This is a genomic window from Pseudomonas sp. NFPP07, assembly GCF_900115645.1.
GTDB classification, from domain to species: Bacteria; Pseudomonadota; Gammaproteobacteria; order Pseudomonadales; family Pseudomonadaceae; genus Aquipseudomonas; species Aquipseudomonas chlororaphis.
The window spans coordinates 650,102-666,301 of record NZ_FOXG01000002.1 but is presented as its reverse complement, the minus strand read 5'-3'; the positions used below and the strand labels follow the sequence as shown (position 1 = coordinate 666,301).

Below are 16,200 nucleotides of genomic sequence, written 5' to 3'. Positions count from 1 at the left end.
CTGAGCTGTTGGCCGATCCACAACTGGAGCAGCGCGCCTTGCTCTCGGGCGCTCTGGTGCAACCTGGCAGTTCGTCCTTAACAACCCCGAAGGAGCCGTTGACTCCCGAGCTAATCGCAGTCGCCGGCAGCCAGCACGACACAAGCTCGGGCAACCAAATGATGTTCATCGGCCAAGCTGTGCGCGAACTGGCCGAATTCAAGCGCAGCAAGCCCGCCCTGGCGCGGACGCTGGTAGTGTTCACCCCGTCGTACAGCGAAGCAATGCTCAGTGCGGCACGTGAATCCGCTGATGCCTATGATGCTGGCTTTATTGGCGTAACCAACGTTCAGGAACTGATCGACTACATGAACCAGGGCAAGGATCGCAAGCAATCACCCATCGAGCACCTATCGCTGTTCAGCCACGGCGTGCCGCATCGGATCGCCTTCGGCTATCAGCTTGCCGGGGACTTCCAAATGTCCCTGGACGTACTGAGCTACGAGAAGATTTCACCTTCGGCGTTTGCCAGTTCGGCGCAGATCGACAGCTACGCCTGTAGGACCGGCATGGGCAATCGCTCGGACTTCCCCGTCGAAGATGGTATCCAGTTCTTTCCGCAGACGAATGAGAGCCTGGCGCAGTTGATGGCCAATCACCTGCAGATCAAGGTGCACGCCTTTATTCGACGCTCGGACTACAAGAACACCTGGGGTTCGTTCGAGGAGCGCCGCATGGGCGATCTTTGCGGAATCAGTGGCAACACAGCACCTGGGAAAGAATGGTGCAGGAAGTGGGAAACACTGGAAAAGGAGCGAAAGAATAGCCATCGTTTACTCGAATTCACTTACCAGACCATGGGCGCTATCAATCCCGTGATTTCTGGTGATACACCCCTTGGCGTACCGGGAGGCCACTTTGAGTTTTTACCGAAGTAAAGGCTTCTGGATAGCCTTTAGCATTTTTTCTCCTTTGTTGCTGATTGCGGCCAACTACGGATTCAAAGTAATGACGAGCGTATACAAGACGGACTTGGGCAACGGCGTGGTGATCTACGCCGACGACTATGTGAAGACTGGTCGCTGGGTGTTTGACTGCCAGTATTCTCGGTTGATCAGTCGAGAACCGCTGCCTGTACCGATAGCAGAGCTAGAACGAACTGGAAAACTCATCATTGGCAAAATGTATGAGTTGAATGAGATCGATAAGGGACTCGCAAAAAACGCCATTAGAGCAATTACGGCGATACCTAACTGGTACAAGAGTCTGCATTATCGCTACTCCTTTCTAGGTGAAAGCAGTGATCTGAATAGCCATACTTTTGACTTGGTAGCGTCGCAGAATGGTCGGAAATGGGCTCTGGAAGTCTGGCAGGAGATCGGCTCCGACGGAGAGTCGAGCTTTGAAATAACCGCCGAACCTTACGATCTAGAAACCTACGTGGACTACGCAAAGGCACTCCAGGCCGCCGCCAAGAGCTGTCCTGCTCCACAGTAAATGGCGGACCTGATCCTTTCCGTCCTTGAATCAGCCTGAATGAGCACACGCTGACAGCTGCGGCGGGCAGGTAGCATTCGATTACGAGCAGCTCGCCACAGATGATCGAGCCTGAACGAATGTCTGCACTCGCGGAACAGGCGTTCACTGCCGTATAGGCAGCTCAGAAAATCCAGTTTTTGAGGTTGTTCGCCGCTTCGGCGTTCACTGCCGTACAGGCAGCCCCAACGCTTATCCCCCAGCATCCGCCAGTGCCGGGAATAACACCGCGTCCCGTTTTTGCAGCCATGTCATTTGCCAGCCCCGTCCCTTGTCATATCCCCTTCATCGCCGCCTACTAAGGTTGCCTTTTGACAGGTGGTCAGGGAGCAACCATGAGCGATTTCACCCTCGGTCGGCGGCGTTTGATTCAGGTGGCGGGGGCGGGGTTGTTGCTGCCGGGGCTGGCGCCGGCGGTGATCGCTTCGCCCAAGGACCGGCCGAAGATGGTCGATGGCGTGCAGTCCGGGGATTTGCTCGGCGACCGGGCGATGGTCTGGAGCCGTACCGACCGACCGGCGCGGATGGTGGTGGAGTGGGATACCCGCAGCCGGTTCAGCAACCCGCGCAAGTTTGTCTCACCCCTGGTCGATGCCCGCACCGACTTCACCGCGCGGGTCGAGTTGGGCGGGCTGCCCACCGATCAGGCGATTTTTTATCGGGTGTATTTCGAGGACGCGCAGACCGGCGTGCGCAGCAAGCCCTGGTTCGGCCATTTGCGCAGCGTGCCGCAGACTCGCCGCGATATCCGTTTTGTGTGGAGCGGCGACACCGTTGGCCAGGGTTTTGGCATCAACCCGGACATTGGCGGCATGCGCATCTACGAGGCCATGCGCCGGCGGTTGCCGGACTTTTTTATCCACAGCGGCGACACCATTTACGCCGACGGCCCGGTGCCGGCGCAGTTGACCACCGAGAACGGCCGGGTGTGGCGCAATATCACCACCGAGGCCAAGAGCAAGGTCGCCGAAACCCTCGACGAATACCGCGGCAACTACCGCTATAACCTGCTGGACGAGAACGTGCGGCGCTTCAACGCCGAGGTGCCGCAGATCTGGCAGTGGGACGACCATGAGGTGGTCAACAACTGGTCGCCGAGCAAGGTGCTGGATGAGCGCTACACCATCAAAGATATCCACACCCTGGTGGGCCGCGCGCGGCAGGCCTGGCTGGAATACGCGCCGATGCGCTTGCAGAGCGCCGACCAGGGCGGGCGCATCTATCGCAAACTGAGCTACGGGCCGCTGCTGGATGTGTTCGTGCTGGACATGCGCAGCTATCGCGGTGGCAATGACGACAACCTTGGCGCGGCCAAGCCGTTTCTCGGCCGTGAGCAGCTGGACTGGCTCAAGCAGGGGCTCAAGCACTCCAAGGCGCAGTGGAAGGTGGTGGCGGCCGACATGCCCATCGGCCTTGGCGTGCCGGACGGCGAGGTCAGCCCCGGCGTGCCGCGCTGGGAGGCGATTGCCAATGGCGACCCGGGCCCGGCCCAGGGCCGCGAGCTGGAGATTGCCGAGTTGCTGGCGTTCCTGCGCAAGCACAAGGTGCGCAACCATGTGTGGCTGACGGCGGATGTGCATTACTGCGCGGCGCACCATTACCACCCGGACCGCGCGGCGTTCCAGGACTTCGAACCGTTCTGGGAATTCGTCGCCGGGCCTTTGAATGCCGGCAGTTTCGGGCCCAACGCGCTGGACCAGACCTTCGGCCCGGAGGTGGTGTTCCAGAAGGCGCCGCCGGCGCAGAACACCTCGCCGTTCGCCGGGTTCCAGTTCTTCGGCGAGGTGCAGATCGAAGGGCTGAGTGGGGAGTTGAAGGTGACGCTGCGGGACCTGGACGGGGTGGCGGTGTTCGAGCGCAAGTTGCAGCCGGTTTAGCCACGTGCCCGCTTCTGTAGGAGCGGCCGGTCGACCTCGATTGCTCGCGATGGCGGTATCAAGGCCGCTACCGGCCTTCGGCCTGTCGCGAGCAAGTTTCGCTCCTACAGAAGCATCAGTGGGTCAGTAGACGTCGCGGCGATAGCGGCCTTGTTCGATCAGCTGTTCGACCACCTCAGCCCCCAGCACTTCGTTGAGCACCTGATCCACGCCCGAGGCCATGCCTTGTAGGCTGCCGCAGATGTAGATCGAGGCGCCATCGGCCAGCCATTGCTTGAGGCGTTCGGCCTGTTGGCGCAGGCGATCCTGGACGTAGATTTTCTCGATCTGGTCGCGGGAGAACGCCAGGTCCAGGCGGCGCAGATCGCCGGCGGTCAGCCATTCCTGCAACTCGTCCTTGCAATAGAAGTCATGCTCGGCGTTGCGCTCGCCGAAGATCAGCCAGTTGTCTTGCTGGCCGTCGGCGATGCGCGCCTTGAGCAGGCTGCGCAAGCCGGCCAGGCCCGTGCCGTTGCCCAGCAGGATCAGCGGGCAAGGCTCGGCCGGCAGATGGAAGCCGCTGTTGCGCCGCACCCGCAGGCTGATGGCCGAACCCACCGGCGCATGCTCGGTGAGCCAGCCGGAGCCGATGCCCAGGCTGCCGTCGGGGTGACGTTCCTGGCGCACCAGCAACTCCAGCTGGCCGTCGCTGGCAATCGAGGCGATGGAGTATTCGCGCATGGCCAGCGGCACCAGGGCATCCACCAGCGCTTGGGCATGCAGGCCCACCAGGTGGGCGCGGTTTTCCGGGAGCTGGCGGCTGGCCAGGGCCTGGGTCAGGGTTTCCGTCAGGCCGTCGAGCTGCACCGTGGCGCTGCCGTCCAGGCCGAGGCCGTCGAGGAAGAACTCGATGGCCCATGCGCAATTGCGCGGTAGCACTTCTACCAGGTCGCCGGCCAGCCAGCTGTTTGGCTGCGGTGGGGTGAGGCCCAGCAGGTAGACGCCCGAACCGCTGCTGTCCGGGTTCAACAGCTCGCGTTGGTTCAGGGTCCAGTTGTCGTAGGCGGGCGCCTGCCACAGGTCCACCGGCGCCTGGCCGATCAACTGGCCCAGTTGCTGCTGCCAGTGGCGCAGGGCGTAGCTGTCGCCGCTGTCGACTTCCACCGGGGCGAACAGGGTATTGCCGCCATGCTCGGCCAGCCAGCCATGCAGGCGCTTGGCAAAACCGCAGAAGTGCGGGTATTGCCGGTCGCCCAGGCCCAGTACGGCGTACTTGAGGTTGTCCAGGGACAGGGCGCGGCCCAGCACCTTGCGCTCGAAGCCCCGGGCGCTGTCCGGCGCTTCGCCGTCGCCGAAGGTGCTGACCACGAACAATGCGTTCTGGGTATTGAGCAGGTCCTGCTCGCTGACGCTGGCCAGCGGCTGGACCCTGGCCGGTACACCCGCGGCCTGCAGTTGCCCGGCGGTCTGCCAGGCCAGTTGTTCGGCGAAACCGCTCTGGCTGGCGAAACCGATCAGCCAGGCCGAGGCATCGCCGGTGTCGGCGCTCAGGCCCTGGCGCGCGTCCTTGATCTGGCGTTTCTTGCGCCGGCGATCCAGGTACAGCAGCCAGCCGGTGATGAAGAACAGCGGCATGGTCAGCGAAGCAATGGTCACCAGGATGCGCCCGACTAGGCCGAAGTAGCTGCCCACGTGCAGGGCATAGATGCTGGTCAGCAGCTGGGCCTTGAGGCTTTTGTCGCTGTAGCGGTCGTGGCGGCTGACCACGCCGCTGTTGGGGTCGATAGTGATCTGGTTCAGCGCCCGGTCATGGGGCGAGTTCTTCAGCAGGTAGAACACGGTCGCCGGCTGGCCGGCCACCGCCGGCATGCGGATGTTGTAGGAACTCAGGTCCTTGCCGGCGGTGCTGTAGATACCCAGCCACATGGCGTTGTAGTCGGCGGTCGGCGCCGGGCCCTTGGGCGGCGCGCCGCGGTTCTTCATGCGTTGGCTTTGTGGCGAGTCGGCCAGCAGTTTGTTCAGGCCCTTGTTGTACCACTCGTAGGACCAGGACAAGCCAGTCAGCGCCGCCAATAGATAGAACAGCAGGCACCAGGTCCCGGCCACGGCGTGCAGGTCCCAGTTGAAGCCGCGGCCTTTTTTCGCCCAGTCCAGGGTCAGCCAGGCGCGCCAGCTCGCCACCTGGCGCGGCCAGCGCAGGTAGAGGCCGGACAGGCAGAAGAAAATCAGGATCAGGGTGCAGGCACCGGTGATCTGCCGGCCGCTGTCGCCCATGGCCAGGAAACGGTGCAGTTGCAGCATCAGGCCGAAGAAGTCCTGGCCCAGGGCGGTGCCCATGAATTCGCCGGTGTAGGGGTCGAAATAGCGCATCTCGCCACGGCGCTGGCCCGGTGGCGGGGTGAACCACACGCGGGCGGCGTTGCCGCTGTCGGCTTCCACCGTGAACATCGACACGGTCTTGCCCGAGGCGGCCTGGATCTTTTCCACCAGCTCGGCAGGCGGCAGGACCCCGGCCGGCTGCTTTTCCACCTGCAGTGTGGAGGGGTTGAGGGCACGCAGGATTTCATCCTGGAACGACACCGTCGCTCCGGTAATGCCCATCAAGGCCAGGACCAGGCCGGCGCTGATGCCGAAAAACCAGTGCAACTGGAACAGGGTTTTCTTCAACACGTCGACCGCCTCGCTGGTTCTTAAGTCTGTACCACGGCGCGCATTATGCCGTGAGTTGTCGAGAAACATTCTTTCTTACGCACAAAAGCCCCACTCACCGAAGTGGATGGGGCTTGCGTGGGTGTAGCCGCTGCCGAAGGCTGCGATAGGACCGCAGGTCCTCCAGCGATTTCACGATCTTGCGCCCCCTGCGGGGTCGATCGCAGCCTGCGGCAGCGGCTACAGGTGAAACCCGTCAGAAGTGGAAGTTGGTGGTGAACAAGGCGGTACGGCCGGCTGCCTGGTTGGCGAAGTGCGCCGAGTAGGCTTTGTCGTAGTAGGTCTTGTCGGTCAGGTTCTGCACGTTCAGCTGCAGGTCGACGTTCTTGCTCAGCTTGTAGCTGGCCATGGCGTCGTAGCGGGTGTAGGACGGCACATACACGGTGTTGCCGGCATCGCCATACACCTCGTCGACATAGAACGCACCGCCGCCGACGGTCAGCTTCGGCAGCACTTCATAAGTGGTCCACAGGCTGAAGCTGTTTTTCGGCGTGTTCGGCATTTCATTGCCTTTGTTCGAACCGGCGCTGACGACCCCGTTACGCCCGTTGAGGCCGGCGTCCACCAGCTCGCTTTTCAGGTAGCTGTAGCCGGCGAAGACTTGCCACTTGTCGGTGATCTTGCCGCTGGCCGACAGCTCCAGGCCGTCGACGCGGGACTCACCGGCGTTCTGGTAGGTCAGGGCGTCCACCAGGATGCGGGTGTTTTTCTTCTCGGTACGGAACACCGCGGCGGTCAGGGACAGGCGGTCGTTGAACACGTCCCACTTGGTGCCCAGCTCGTAGTTGACGGTTTCTTCCGGTTGCAGGTCGCTGACGCTGGCGCCGGCGGACAATGGGTTGCCGTCCGCGCCCTCGCCGACCAGGCCGCCCGCTGGCGAGGCCGAGGTGGCGTAGGAGGCGTAGACGCTGCCGTTGTCCGTCGGTTTCCACACCAGGCCGGCCTGCCAGTTCCAGAACTGGCTGTCGTCCTTGATCTTGGTGCGTCCGGTGGCGGTGTCGGTATTGGCCACGGTGTCGAAGGTGTCGTAGCGCAGGCCGACGTTGAGCAGCCATTGCGGATCGAGTTCGATGGTGTCGAATACATAGGCCGCGCGGCTGGTGGCTTTGGTGTTGGTGCCGTTGTAGTTGCGGCTGATGTCGCCGGTCCAGGCGTCGTCCGGGTTCGGGTTACTCAGCGAGGTGCAGCTGGGGATGCTGCCCGGATTACAGACTTTCGCGGTGTTGCCGGCGATGTTGTAGCTGCTGACGCGTGTCTCTTCGCCAGTGAACTCAAGGCCCGTGGAGTAGGTGTGCTTGAAGCCCAGGGCCTGGAATTCGCCGAACAGGTCGGTCTGGTTGGTGGTGGTTTCGGTGGTGGACACCCGCGAGTTGGCGCGACGCCACACGGTGCCGTACTTGTTGACGTTGAACTTGCTGTCGTCCGGCTGGGTGAGGATGTAGTCCTGGCCGGTGTTGCCATGACGCAGGGTGTTTTTCAGCGTCATGTTGTCGTTCAGGTCGTGCTCGATGGAGACGGTGCTGATATCCGCGCGGGTCTTGCGGAAGTCCCGATCCTTCAAGCCATAGAAGTTGTCGCTGTCGCCGCCGTCGGTGGGTTTGTCGTGCTTGTGGGCGGTGGCGCTGGCCGAGCTGTAGCCGTAGGGAATGCCCGAATCCGGCAGGTCGTCGCTTTCCATGTGGTAGTAGCTGAAGTTGACGCGGGTCGGGGTGCCCAGGCCGAAGGTCAGGGACGGTGCCACGCCCCAGCGGTCGTAGTTGACGGCGTCGCGACCGGCCACGTTCTGCTCGTGGCTCATCAGGTTCAGGCGGAAGGCGGCGCTGTCGAGGAACTGGCGGTTGACGTCCAGCACATAACGGCGGGTCTGGTCGGAACCGTAGGTGAAGCCGCCGTTGAGGAAGTCTTGCTGCTTGGGCGTCTTGCTCACCAGGTTGAGGCTGCCACCGGCCGAGCCGCGACCGCCGAAGGAGGAGTTGGGCCCCTTGCTGACTTCGATCGATTCGATGTCGAAGATCTCGCGGCTCTGGCCGCCGGTATCGCGCACGCCGTCGAGGTAGGTGTCGCCCTGGGCATCGAAGCCACGGATGAACGGACGGTCGCCTTGCGGGTTGCCGCCTTCGCCGGCGCCGAAAGTAATGCCCGGCACGGTGCGCAGCGCATCCTGCAGCGAGGTGGCGGCGGTGTCCTTGAGCACTTGTTGAGGCACCACGGTGACCGAGCGCGGCGTGTTGACCAGCGGTGCGGTGTACTTCTGCGACGAGGCTTTTTCGACCTGGTAGGACGTCTGGTCCTGGGCTTCGCCGGTGATGCTGGTGGCGTCCAGGGAAATGGCATTGCCGGCGGCTTTCTTCTCGGTGTTTTCCGCGGCATAAGCCATATGGGCTGCGGAGCCGGCGGTGATTGCCACGCCAATCGCAGACGCCAGCAGGCGTGGTGAACCGAGCGGTAATTGTGGTGGTTGGCGCGACATGGTAATTCCCCTCCCCAAGGATTTGAGGCGGCGGAATATAAGGCGAACAAGTCTATGTATCAATTGCGAAATATTGCTATTCGCGTGGAATTTACATTCTTTACAATTTCGCTTTACGGTTTTTACGCTTTCATTCGTCTGCGCATTTTACATTTGCAATAAGAATCAATATCATTTGCGCCCCCTTTGCTTTCAGGTATTGCCTCATGCTCCTGCATATTCCCGGCCTGTTCTCCCGTGAAGAAGTGCTGCGTATCCGTGAGGCCCTGGAGCAGGCGGACTGGGCCGATGGCAAGATCACCGCCGGTTACCAGTCGGCCAAGGCCAAGCACAACCTGCAACTGCCCGAAGGCCATCCGCTGGCCCAGGAGATCGGCGCGGCGATGCTCGAGCGCCTGTGGCAGCACCCGCGCTTCATGTCGGCGGCGTTGCCGCACAAGGTTTTCCCGCCGCTGCTCAACTGCTACACCGCCGGTGGCAGTTTCGACTTTCATATCGACAACGCCGTGCGCCAGCCCAAGGGCAGCGTCGAGCGGGTGCGGACCGACCTGTCGTCGACCCTGTTTTTCAGCGACCCGGAGGACTACGACGGCGGCGAGCTGGAAATCCAGGACACCTTCGGCACCCAGCGGGTGAAGCTGCCGGCCGGCGACATGGTGCTGTACCCGGGCACCAGCCTGCACAAGGTCAACGCGGTCACCCGCGGCACCCGTTATGCGTCGTTCTTCTGGACCCAGAGCCTGGTGCGCGAAGACAGCCAGCGCGCCCTGCTGTTCGAGATGGACGAGGCGATCCAGCAACTGACCCGCGACATGCCGGAGCATCCGTCGCTGATCCGCCTGACCGGCACCTACCACAACCTGTTGCGGCGCTGGGTCGAGGTGTAAGCCGTGAGTTTCCAGTTACGCCGCGAGGAAGTCCTCGACGGCGAGCAACTGCGCGCCATGCTCGAACAGAGCCCGGCCCGGGCCGCCCAGGCGATTCTGCTGGCAGCCGGGGAGGGCGTGCCGGATGCCCAGGCGCTGCTCGGGCAGATCCTGCTCGACGGCCTGGGTATCGAGCGCGACCAGGCACTGGCGCTGCGCTGGTTCGCGATCGCCGCCAAGGGCGGGCAGCTGATGGCGCGCAACATGCTGGGGCGTTGCCACGAGCATGGATGGGGCTGCGAGGCCGATGCCCGGGCCGCCGCCGGGCATTATCGCCAGGCCGCCGAAGCCGGGCTGGACTGGGCGCTGTACAACTACGCCAACCTGCTGGCCACCGGTCGCGGGGTCGCTGAAAACCAGGCCCTGGCCTTGAGCTGCTACCAGCGGGCGGCGGCGATGGGCCACGCCAAATCCATGAACCTGTTGGGCCGTTATCTGGAGGAGGGGCGTCACTGCCCCAGGGATGTCGCGGCGGCCTGCGACTGGTATCGCCGTTCCGCCGAGGGTGGGGATTTTCGTGGGCAGTTCAGCCATGCCGCGGTGCTCGCCGATGCCGGGCGTATCGACGAGGCGCTGGCTTGGCTGACCAAGGCCCTGGAAGGCGGCAACCTGAATTTCCTGCGGGTCGCCCGCGGCGCCTTGTTGCAGGCGGCCCATCCGCAGATCCGCGGCTTGGCCCTGGCCTATCACCAGCGTGCGGCAGAGCTGGGTGACGAGCGGGACTTGGCGCTGCTTGCTGCTCAGGTGTAAATCACTATGATTGAAAGTTAATCACTCTTCATCATTTGATACGGCGGAGTTAGAACCATCATGACCGCAACTAAAGTGCTGACCGCACATGTGCCGTTGGAGTTGGCCGACAAGGTCGACCAGATGGCCTCCCGGCTGGAGCGCTCGCGCGGCTGGATCGTCAAGCAGGCTCTGGTGGCGTGGGTCGATCAGGAAGAGGAGCGCAGTCGCCTGACCCATGAGGCTTTGGCCGATGTGGATGCTGGGCGGGTCATCGATCACCAGGCTGTCCAGGCATGGGCCGAGAGCCTGATGAATGACAAGCCTTTGCCGGTGCCCAAGTGAGGGAATTGAAATGGACGAGCAAGGCACTGTCGGACCTGGCCCGACTGTTTGAGTTTCTTGCTCCGGTGAACCGTTCGGTGGCAGCTCGAACTGTGCAATCGCTCACGCAGGCCCCGGATACCCTGCTGACCAATCCGCGTATCGGCGAACAGTTGGAGGAGTTTCAGCCTCGCGATGTTCGGCGTTTATTGGTCGGGCCTTACGAGATGCGTTACGAGATCCAGGATGCGACGCTCTACATCCTGCGGGTGTGGCATGTACGAGAAGACCGCTAGTGAGTCGAGTCGCCCGATGCCCTGAATGAAAAAGCCCATGACGCGTCATGGGCTTTTTCGTTACGGCGTGGCGCTTACAGGTAGAAGGATTTCAGTGGCGGGAAGCCGTTGAATTCCACAGCGCTGTAGCTGGTGGTGTAGGCACCGGTGGACAGCCAGTACAGGCGGTCGCCGATGGCCAGGTTCAGCGGCAGGCCGTACTTGTAGTTCTCGTACATGATGTCGGCGCTGTCGCAGGTCGGACCGGCGATCACCACTTCTTCCGTCTCGCCTTTCTTCTCGGTCCAGATCGGGAACTTGATGGCTTCGTCCATGGTTTCGATCAGGCCGGAGAACTTGCCCACGTCGGTGTAGATCCAGCGTTCCACGGCGGTACGGGATTTACGCGCCACCAGCACCACTTCGCTGACCAGGATGCCGGCGTTGGCGATCAGCGAACGGCCTGGCTCGAGGATGATTTCCGGCAGCTCGTCGCCGAAGTCTTCCTTGAGGAAGCGGATGATTTCCTCGGCGTAGGTTTCCAGGCTGTTGGTGCGGGTGATGTAGTTGGCCGGGAAGCCGCCACCCATGTTGATCAGCTTGAGGTGGATGCCGTCTTCTTCCTTCAGACGTTCGAAGATCACCTTGACCTTGGCGATCGCCGCGTCCCAGACGCTGATATCGCGCTGTTGCGAACCCACGTGGAACGACACGCCGTAAGGCACCAGGCCCAGGTCGCGGGCGAGGATCAGCAGGTCCATGGCCATGTCGGTCTGGCAGCCGAACTTGCGCGACAGCGGCCAGTCAGCGGTGGTCGAGCCTTCGGTGAGGATGCGCACATAGACTTTCGAGCCCGGCGCGGCCTTGGCGATGTTGCGCAGGTCGGCTTCGGAGTCGGTGGCATACAGACGCACGCCCTTCTCGTAGAAGTAGCGGATGTCCTTGGATTTCTTGATGGTGTTGCCGTAGCTGATCTGGTCCGGGCTGACGCCGCGGCCCAGCACCTTGTCCAGCTCGTAGATCGAGGCGATGTCGAAGTTCGAACCTTTTTCCCGCAGCAGGTCGATGATTTCGACGGCCGGGTTGGCCTTTACCGCGTAGTAGACCTTGGCGAACTCGAAACCGGCACGCAGGTCATCGTAGGCCTGGGCGATCATCTGGGTGTCGATGACCACGAACGGGGTTTCTTGCTTGTCGGCGAACGCCTTCATTTTCTGAAAGGTTTCGCGCGCGAAATAGTCTTCGACCTGAATCGACATACCTGGGAGCTCCTAATGGCAAACGGGTAAAAACAATGGGTGCAAATGAACGTCCTCCGTATCCCCACTTTGGTTCGCCTACTTCCCAAGGCATGTCGCCGAAAGCAAAAAGGCCACGGGCGTATTTGCCCTTGGCCTTGCTGTCTCGTCGTCAGTACTTGAGCCGGATGGATCGTTTCCAGCATGGACGTTCGGCGCGAACTTTAGGGCGTGAGGGGCCTGAGATCAACAAAAAATGTCGCGTTTTTGCACGCGTTCGTCGCGTGGCCCGAGCCAGTCATTTATGTAACCGACCCAGATGACAGGCTGATGTTCCCCTGGGTGGGGAATTCGTGGCGTGAGGGGCCCAGTGCGGGCTGGTGTCGCGAGGCACTGTAGCCGCTGCCGAGGCACGAGGCTGCGATCGACTGCGAAGCAGGCGCAGAGCCGGCACCTCGGTATATCAGATACACCGAGGGCGGGGGGGCACGGCCGCTTCGCGGCCGATTGCAGCCTCATTCTTCGGCAGCGGCTACAAGATCGGACCGATGCGGGCAGGTCAGGCCAGCGCCGTCTCGGCTGGCGAGACGATATTGGTTTTCATGCCGCGCGAGCGCCCGGAGCTGAGGTAGGCGGCAATCGATTCCTGGGTCACTTCGCCGAGGAACACCCGCTCGGCATCCAGCACCGGCAGCCAAGAACGGTTGAACTCGTACATCCGCGACAGCAGGATCCGCAGGTGTTCGTCGTAGGCCGCGGTGGCGTTGAACTCGCGCAGGTACTGGGCGCAGGTGCCGGCCTGGCGGTGCAGGTCGCGGCGGCGCACATACCCCAGGGCCTTGTTGTCGGCGCAGGTCACCACCAGGTAGCGGCGGTCGTGTTCGTCCATCAGTTCCAGGGCGTCGGCCACCGGGGTTTCCGGGCTCACCGACGGCGCGTTGTCGGCGGCGTCCTCGGCCTTCACCAGCAGCAGGCGCTTGAGGGTGCTGTCCTGGCCGACGAAGTTGCTGACGAACTCGTCCGCCGGATGGGCCAGCAGGGTGTCCGGGTGGTCGATCTGCAGCAGCTTGCCGGCGCGGAAGATGGCGATCTTGTCGCCGAGCTTGATGGCCTCGTCTATGTCATGGCTGACCATGATCACGGTCTTGTTCAGCGTCCGCTGCATTTCGAAGAACTCGTTCTGGATCATCTCGCGGTTGATCGGGTCGACCGCGCCGAAAGGTTCGTCCATCAGCAGCAACGGCGCATCGGCCGCCAGCGCGCGGATCACGCCGATCCGTTGTTGCTGGCCGCCGGACAGTTCCCGTGGGTAGCGATGCAGATATTGCTTGGGCTCGAGCTTGATCATGCTCATCAGCTCGCGGGCGCGGTCATGGCATTTCTGCTTGTCCCAACCCAGCAGCTTGGGCACCACTACAATGTTTTCCTCGATGGTCATGTTGGGGAACAGGCCGATCTGCTGGATCACGTAGCCGATGTTGCGGCGCAGGGTCACTTCGTCCAGATCGGTGGTGTCTTCGCCATTGATCAGGATCTTGCCTGAGGTCGGTTTGATCAGGCGGTTGATCATTTTCAGCGTGGTGCTTTTGCCGCAACCCGATGGCCCGAGGAACACGCAGATTTCGCCTTCATTGACGGTCAGGCTTACGGAGTCAACGGCGGTGATGGTCTTGCCGTTGCTTTGGAAGGTCTTGGTCAGGTTTTGAAGTTCGATCATTTGAGCAGTCCTTTTGGAGTCAGCGAACGTTGCAGCCATTGCAGAAGCAGGTCGGCGAAGATGGCCAGGAGGCTGACCAGCACCGCGCCGACGATCAGCATCGACATGTCGCTGCGGCTGATGGAAGCAAGAATGAGCACACCCAGGCCGCCGGCGCCGATGGTGGCGGCGATGGTCATGACGCCGATGTTCATCACCACGGCGGTACGCACGCCGGCGAGGATCACCGGCACGGCGATCGGCAACTCGACCATGCGCAGGCGCTGGCCGAAGGTCATGCCGATGCCGCGGGCGGCTTCGCGAATCCCCGGCTCGACGCCGGTCAGCGCCAGGTAGGTGTTACGCATGATCGGCAACAGGGAGTAGAGAAACACCGCGGTGATCGCCGGCAGCGGCCCCAGGCCCTGACCGAATTTGGAGTAGAACGGCAGCAGCAGGCCGAACAGGGCGATCGACGGAATGGTCAGCAGCACGGTGGCGCTGGCTTGCAGCGGGCCGGCCAGGCTCGGGAAGCGGGTCATCAGGATGCCCAGGGGCACGCCGAAGAGGATCGCCAGGGTCACGGCGATGCCCACCAGGGTGATGTGCTGCCAGGTCAGCTGGATGACTTGCTGCCAGTCGAGATGGGAAAAGGCGTTGAGAAATTCCATGGCTCTTTCCTCCCTCAATTCAGTGGATGCTGGCGCAGGAAATCTGCGGCAACGGCGGATGGGCTTTCATGGTCGACGTCGACCCGGGCGTTGAGCTGGCGCATGGTTTCGTCGTCGAACAGTTCGGCCAGCGGCTTGAGGTCGGCGGCCAGTTTTGGGTGGGCGTCGAGGTAGGCCTGGCGCACCACGGGGGCCGCGGTGTAGTCCGGGAAGTAATGCAGGTCGTCGTTGAGCAATTTCAGGTTGAAGGCGTTGAGCCGGCCGTCGGTGGTGTAGACCAGGCCGGCGAACACCTGGCCGTTGCGCAGGGCGGTGTAGACCAGCCCGGCGTCCATCTGCCGGATGTTCTTGCGGGTCAGGTCCATGCCGTACAGCTTGACCATGCCTTGCAGGCCGTCGGAGCGGTTGGCGAACTCGGTGTCCAGGGCGATCAGGTGGTTGTCCTGGCGTTCGGCGTCGAGGACGTGTTTCAGGTCGCTGACGCTGTTGATCTGCGGGTATGCGTCCGCGACGTTTTTCGGCAAGGCCAGGGCGTAGGTATTGCTGAACTTCGACGGGGTCAGCCAGACCAGGCCTTTTTTCCCGTCGAGTTCCTTGACCCGCTCATAGGACTGTTGGCTGTCGAGTTTTTCCGTCACGTGGTTGTAGGCCACCAGGGACACCCCGGTGTATTCCCAGAGCATGTCCAGTTGCCCGCTTTCGTGGGCGCTGCGTGCCAGGTTGCTGCCCAGGCCACCGGTGACCCGGGTGTCGTAACCCTTGCTGCGCAGGTACTGCGAGGTGATTTCCGCCAGGAGTGTCTGCTCGGTGAAGACCCGGGCGCCGATGCGGATCACCGGCTTTTGCGCGGCCTGGGCAATTCCCGCGCACAGCAGGACGCAGCCTATGATCAAAGCTATTTTTTTCATGTGAATTCCTTCGCGCAGGCTTAAGACGGGCGCAGGCCGCGTTCCAGCCAGAGGCGGCTGGCCAGTGTCACCAGGCCGTCGAGCAGCAGCGCCAGCAAGGCGGTGCAGGCCGCGCCGAGCAGCAGTTGCGGCTGATTGTTCAGGGCGATGCCGGGGAAGATCAGGCTGCCAAGGCTGTTGGCGCCGATCAGGAAGGCCAGCGGCGCGGTACCGACGTTGATCGCCAGGGCCACGCGCACGCCACCGATGATGATCGGCACGGCGTTGGGCAGCTCGACTTTCCACAGCACCTGGCGCGGCGTCATGCCGATGCCGACGGCGGCTTCCTTGAGGGAACCCTGGACGTTTTTCAGGCCTTCGTAGGTGTTGCGCACGATGGGCAGCAAGGAGGCGAGGAACAAGGCGAAGATGGCCGGCCCGCTGCCGATGCCGAGGATCCCCAGAGCGATGGCCAGGACGGCCAGGGGAGGGACGGTGTTACCGATGTTGAACACCTGCATGAAACGCTCGGCACGCCCGACCATTTGCGGTCGGCTGAGGAAGATGCCGGCGGGTATCCCCACCACGAGGGCGGCGAACATTGAAGCGAGTACCAGGTACAGATGGGCTTGCAGGTAAAACAACAGATCGTCGCGGTAATGTTCGATCGTACTGATGCCGATCCAGTGGACCAGCAGGGCCAGGAGAGCGATGACCGCCGCGCCTCCTATCAGCCCTTTGCCATAGCGAATAGCCACAGGCGGACTCCTTTTTCATGTCGGCGAGCATTCTTTCGTGTGGCAAGGCCATACCTGGCTGCCAAAAGAACGGTCGCGAGAAGCAGCTCGTCGCTGCGCTGGAAACAGCGCGGGATCGAGCCATACGCATAGCCTCGTCAGGCTAA

Annotated in this window: 14 protein-coding genes; 7 read left to right on the top strand and 7 right to left on the bottom strand. The window is 62.4% G+C overall.

Annotated features, from left to right (window positions below; all coding sequences use genetic code 11):
• The 3 genes from BM019_RS08125 to BM019_RS08115 all read left to right on the top strand — a co-directional run.
• A partial coding sequence (locus tag BM019_RS08125) for a hypothetical protein (RefSeq protein ID WP_092418014.1) occupies positions 1 to 917 on the top strand: 917 nt, incomplete at its 5' end.
• Complete coding sequence (locus BM019_RS08120) at positions 898 to 1,476, top strand: hypothetical protein (RefSeq protein ID WP_139217364.1); 579 nt, start codon at positions 898 to 900, stop codon at positions 1,474 to 1,476. The genes BM019_RS08125 and BM019_RS08120, both read left to right, overlap by 20 nt.
• Positions 1,477 to 1,850: 374 nt before the next feature.
• Positions 1,851 to 3,392: an alkaline phosphatase D family protein gene (locus BM019_RS08115; RefSeq protein ID WP_092418003.1), complete on the top strand. Its 1,542-nt coding sequence runs from the start codon at positions 1,851 to 1,853 to the stop codon at positions 3,390 to 3,392.
• Between the two features lie 123 nt (positions 3,393 to 3,515).
• On the opposite strand, the gene BM019_RS08110 is transcribed toward BM019_RS08115, so the two are convergent.
• Entirely contained in the window at positions 3,516 to 6,041 is a 2,526-nt protein-coding gene (locus BM019_RS08110) for a PepSY domain-containing protein (RefSeq protein WP_092418002.1), read from the bottom strand.
• A gap of 235 nt (positions 6,042 to 6,276) precedes the next feature.
• Entirely contained in the window at positions 6,277 to 8,550 is a 2,274-nt protein-coding gene (locus tag BM019_RS08105; RefSeq protein ID WP_092418001.1) for a TonB-dependent receptor, read from the bottom strand.
• Positions 8,551 to 8,756: 206 nt separating this feature from the next.
• Here BM019_RS08105 and BM019_RS08100 point away from each other — a divergent pair, with 206 nt between their 5' ends.
• The 4 genes from BM019_RS08100 to BM019_RS08085 are packed head-to-tail and all read left to right on the top strand — an operon-like array spanning position 8,757 to position 10,825.
• On the top strand, positions 8,757 to 9,437 hold the full coding sequence (locus tag BM019_RS08100; RefSeq protein ID WP_009042146.1) for a Fe2+-dependent dioxygenase: 681 nt from the start codon (positions 8,757 to 8,759) through the stop codon (positions 9,435 to 9,437).
• A 3-nt stretch (positions 9,438 to 9,440) separates the two neighbouring features.
• Complete coding sequence (locus tag BM019_RS08095; protein ID WP_092418000.1) at positions 9,441 to 10,226, top strand: tetratricopeptide repeat protein; 786 nt, start codon at positions 9,441 to 9,443, stop codon at positions 10,224 to 10,226.
• A 60-nt stretch (positions 10,227 to 10,286) separates the two neighbouring features.
• Positions 10,287 to 10,550, top strand: a complete 264-nt coding sequence (locus BM019_RS08090; protein ID WP_009042148.1) for a CopG family ribbon-helix-helix protein — start codon at positions 10,287 to 10,289, stop codon at positions 10,548 to 10,550.
• A complete protein-coding gene (locus tag BM019_RS08085; protein WP_009042149.1) occupies positions 10,547 to 10,825 on the top strand; it encodes a type II toxin-antitoxin system RelE/ParE family toxin in 279 nt (92 codons plus the stop codon). Before BM019_RS08090 ends, BM019_RS08085 begins: the two co-directional genes overlap by 4 nt.
• A 74-nt stretch (positions 10,826 to 10,899) precedes the next feature.
• On the opposite strand, the gene BM019_RS08080 is transcribed toward BM019_RS08085, so the two are convergent.
• The 5 genes from BM019_RS08080 to BM019_RS08060 form a co-directional block, all read right to left on the bottom strand.
• Complete coding sequence (locus tag BM019_RS08080) at positions 10,900 to 12,063, bottom strand: type III PLP-dependent enzyme (protein ID WP_009042150.1); 1,164 nt, start codon at positions 12,061 to 12,063, stop codon at positions 10,900 to 10,902.
• Between the two features lie 538 nt (positions 12,064 to 12,601).
• A complete protein-coding gene (locus tag BM019_RS08075; protein ID WP_092417999.1) occupies positions 12,602 to 13,759 on the bottom strand; it encodes an osmoprotectant ABC transporter ATP-binding protein OsmV in 1,158 nt (385 codons plus the stop codon).
• The gene (locus BM019_RS08070; protein ID WP_007923833.1) at positions 13,756 to 14,409 is read right to left on the bottom strand and encodes an ABC transporter permease; all 654 of its coding nucleotides are present in this window, start codon (positions 14,407 to 14,409) and stop codon (positions 13,756 to 13,758) included. Before BM019_RS08070 ends, BM019_RS08075 begins: the two co-directional genes overlap by 4 nt.
• 14 nt (positions 14,410 to 14,423) lie before the next feature.
• The gene (locus tag BM019_RS08065; RefSeq protein WP_092417998.1) at positions 14,424 to 15,317 is read right to left on the bottom strand and encodes a glycine betaine ABC transporter substrate-binding protein; all 894 of its coding nucleotides are present in this window, start codon (positions 15,315 to 15,317) and stop codon (positions 14,424 to 14,426) included.
• Positions 15,318 to 15,337: 20 nt separating this feature from the next.
• Complete coding sequence (locus BM019_RS08060) at positions 15,338 to 16,054, bottom strand: ABC transporter permease (protein WP_009042154.1); 717 nt, start codon at positions 16,052 to 16,054, stop codon at positions 15,338 to 15,340.
• Positions 16,055 to 16,200 lie beyond the last annotated feature (146 nt).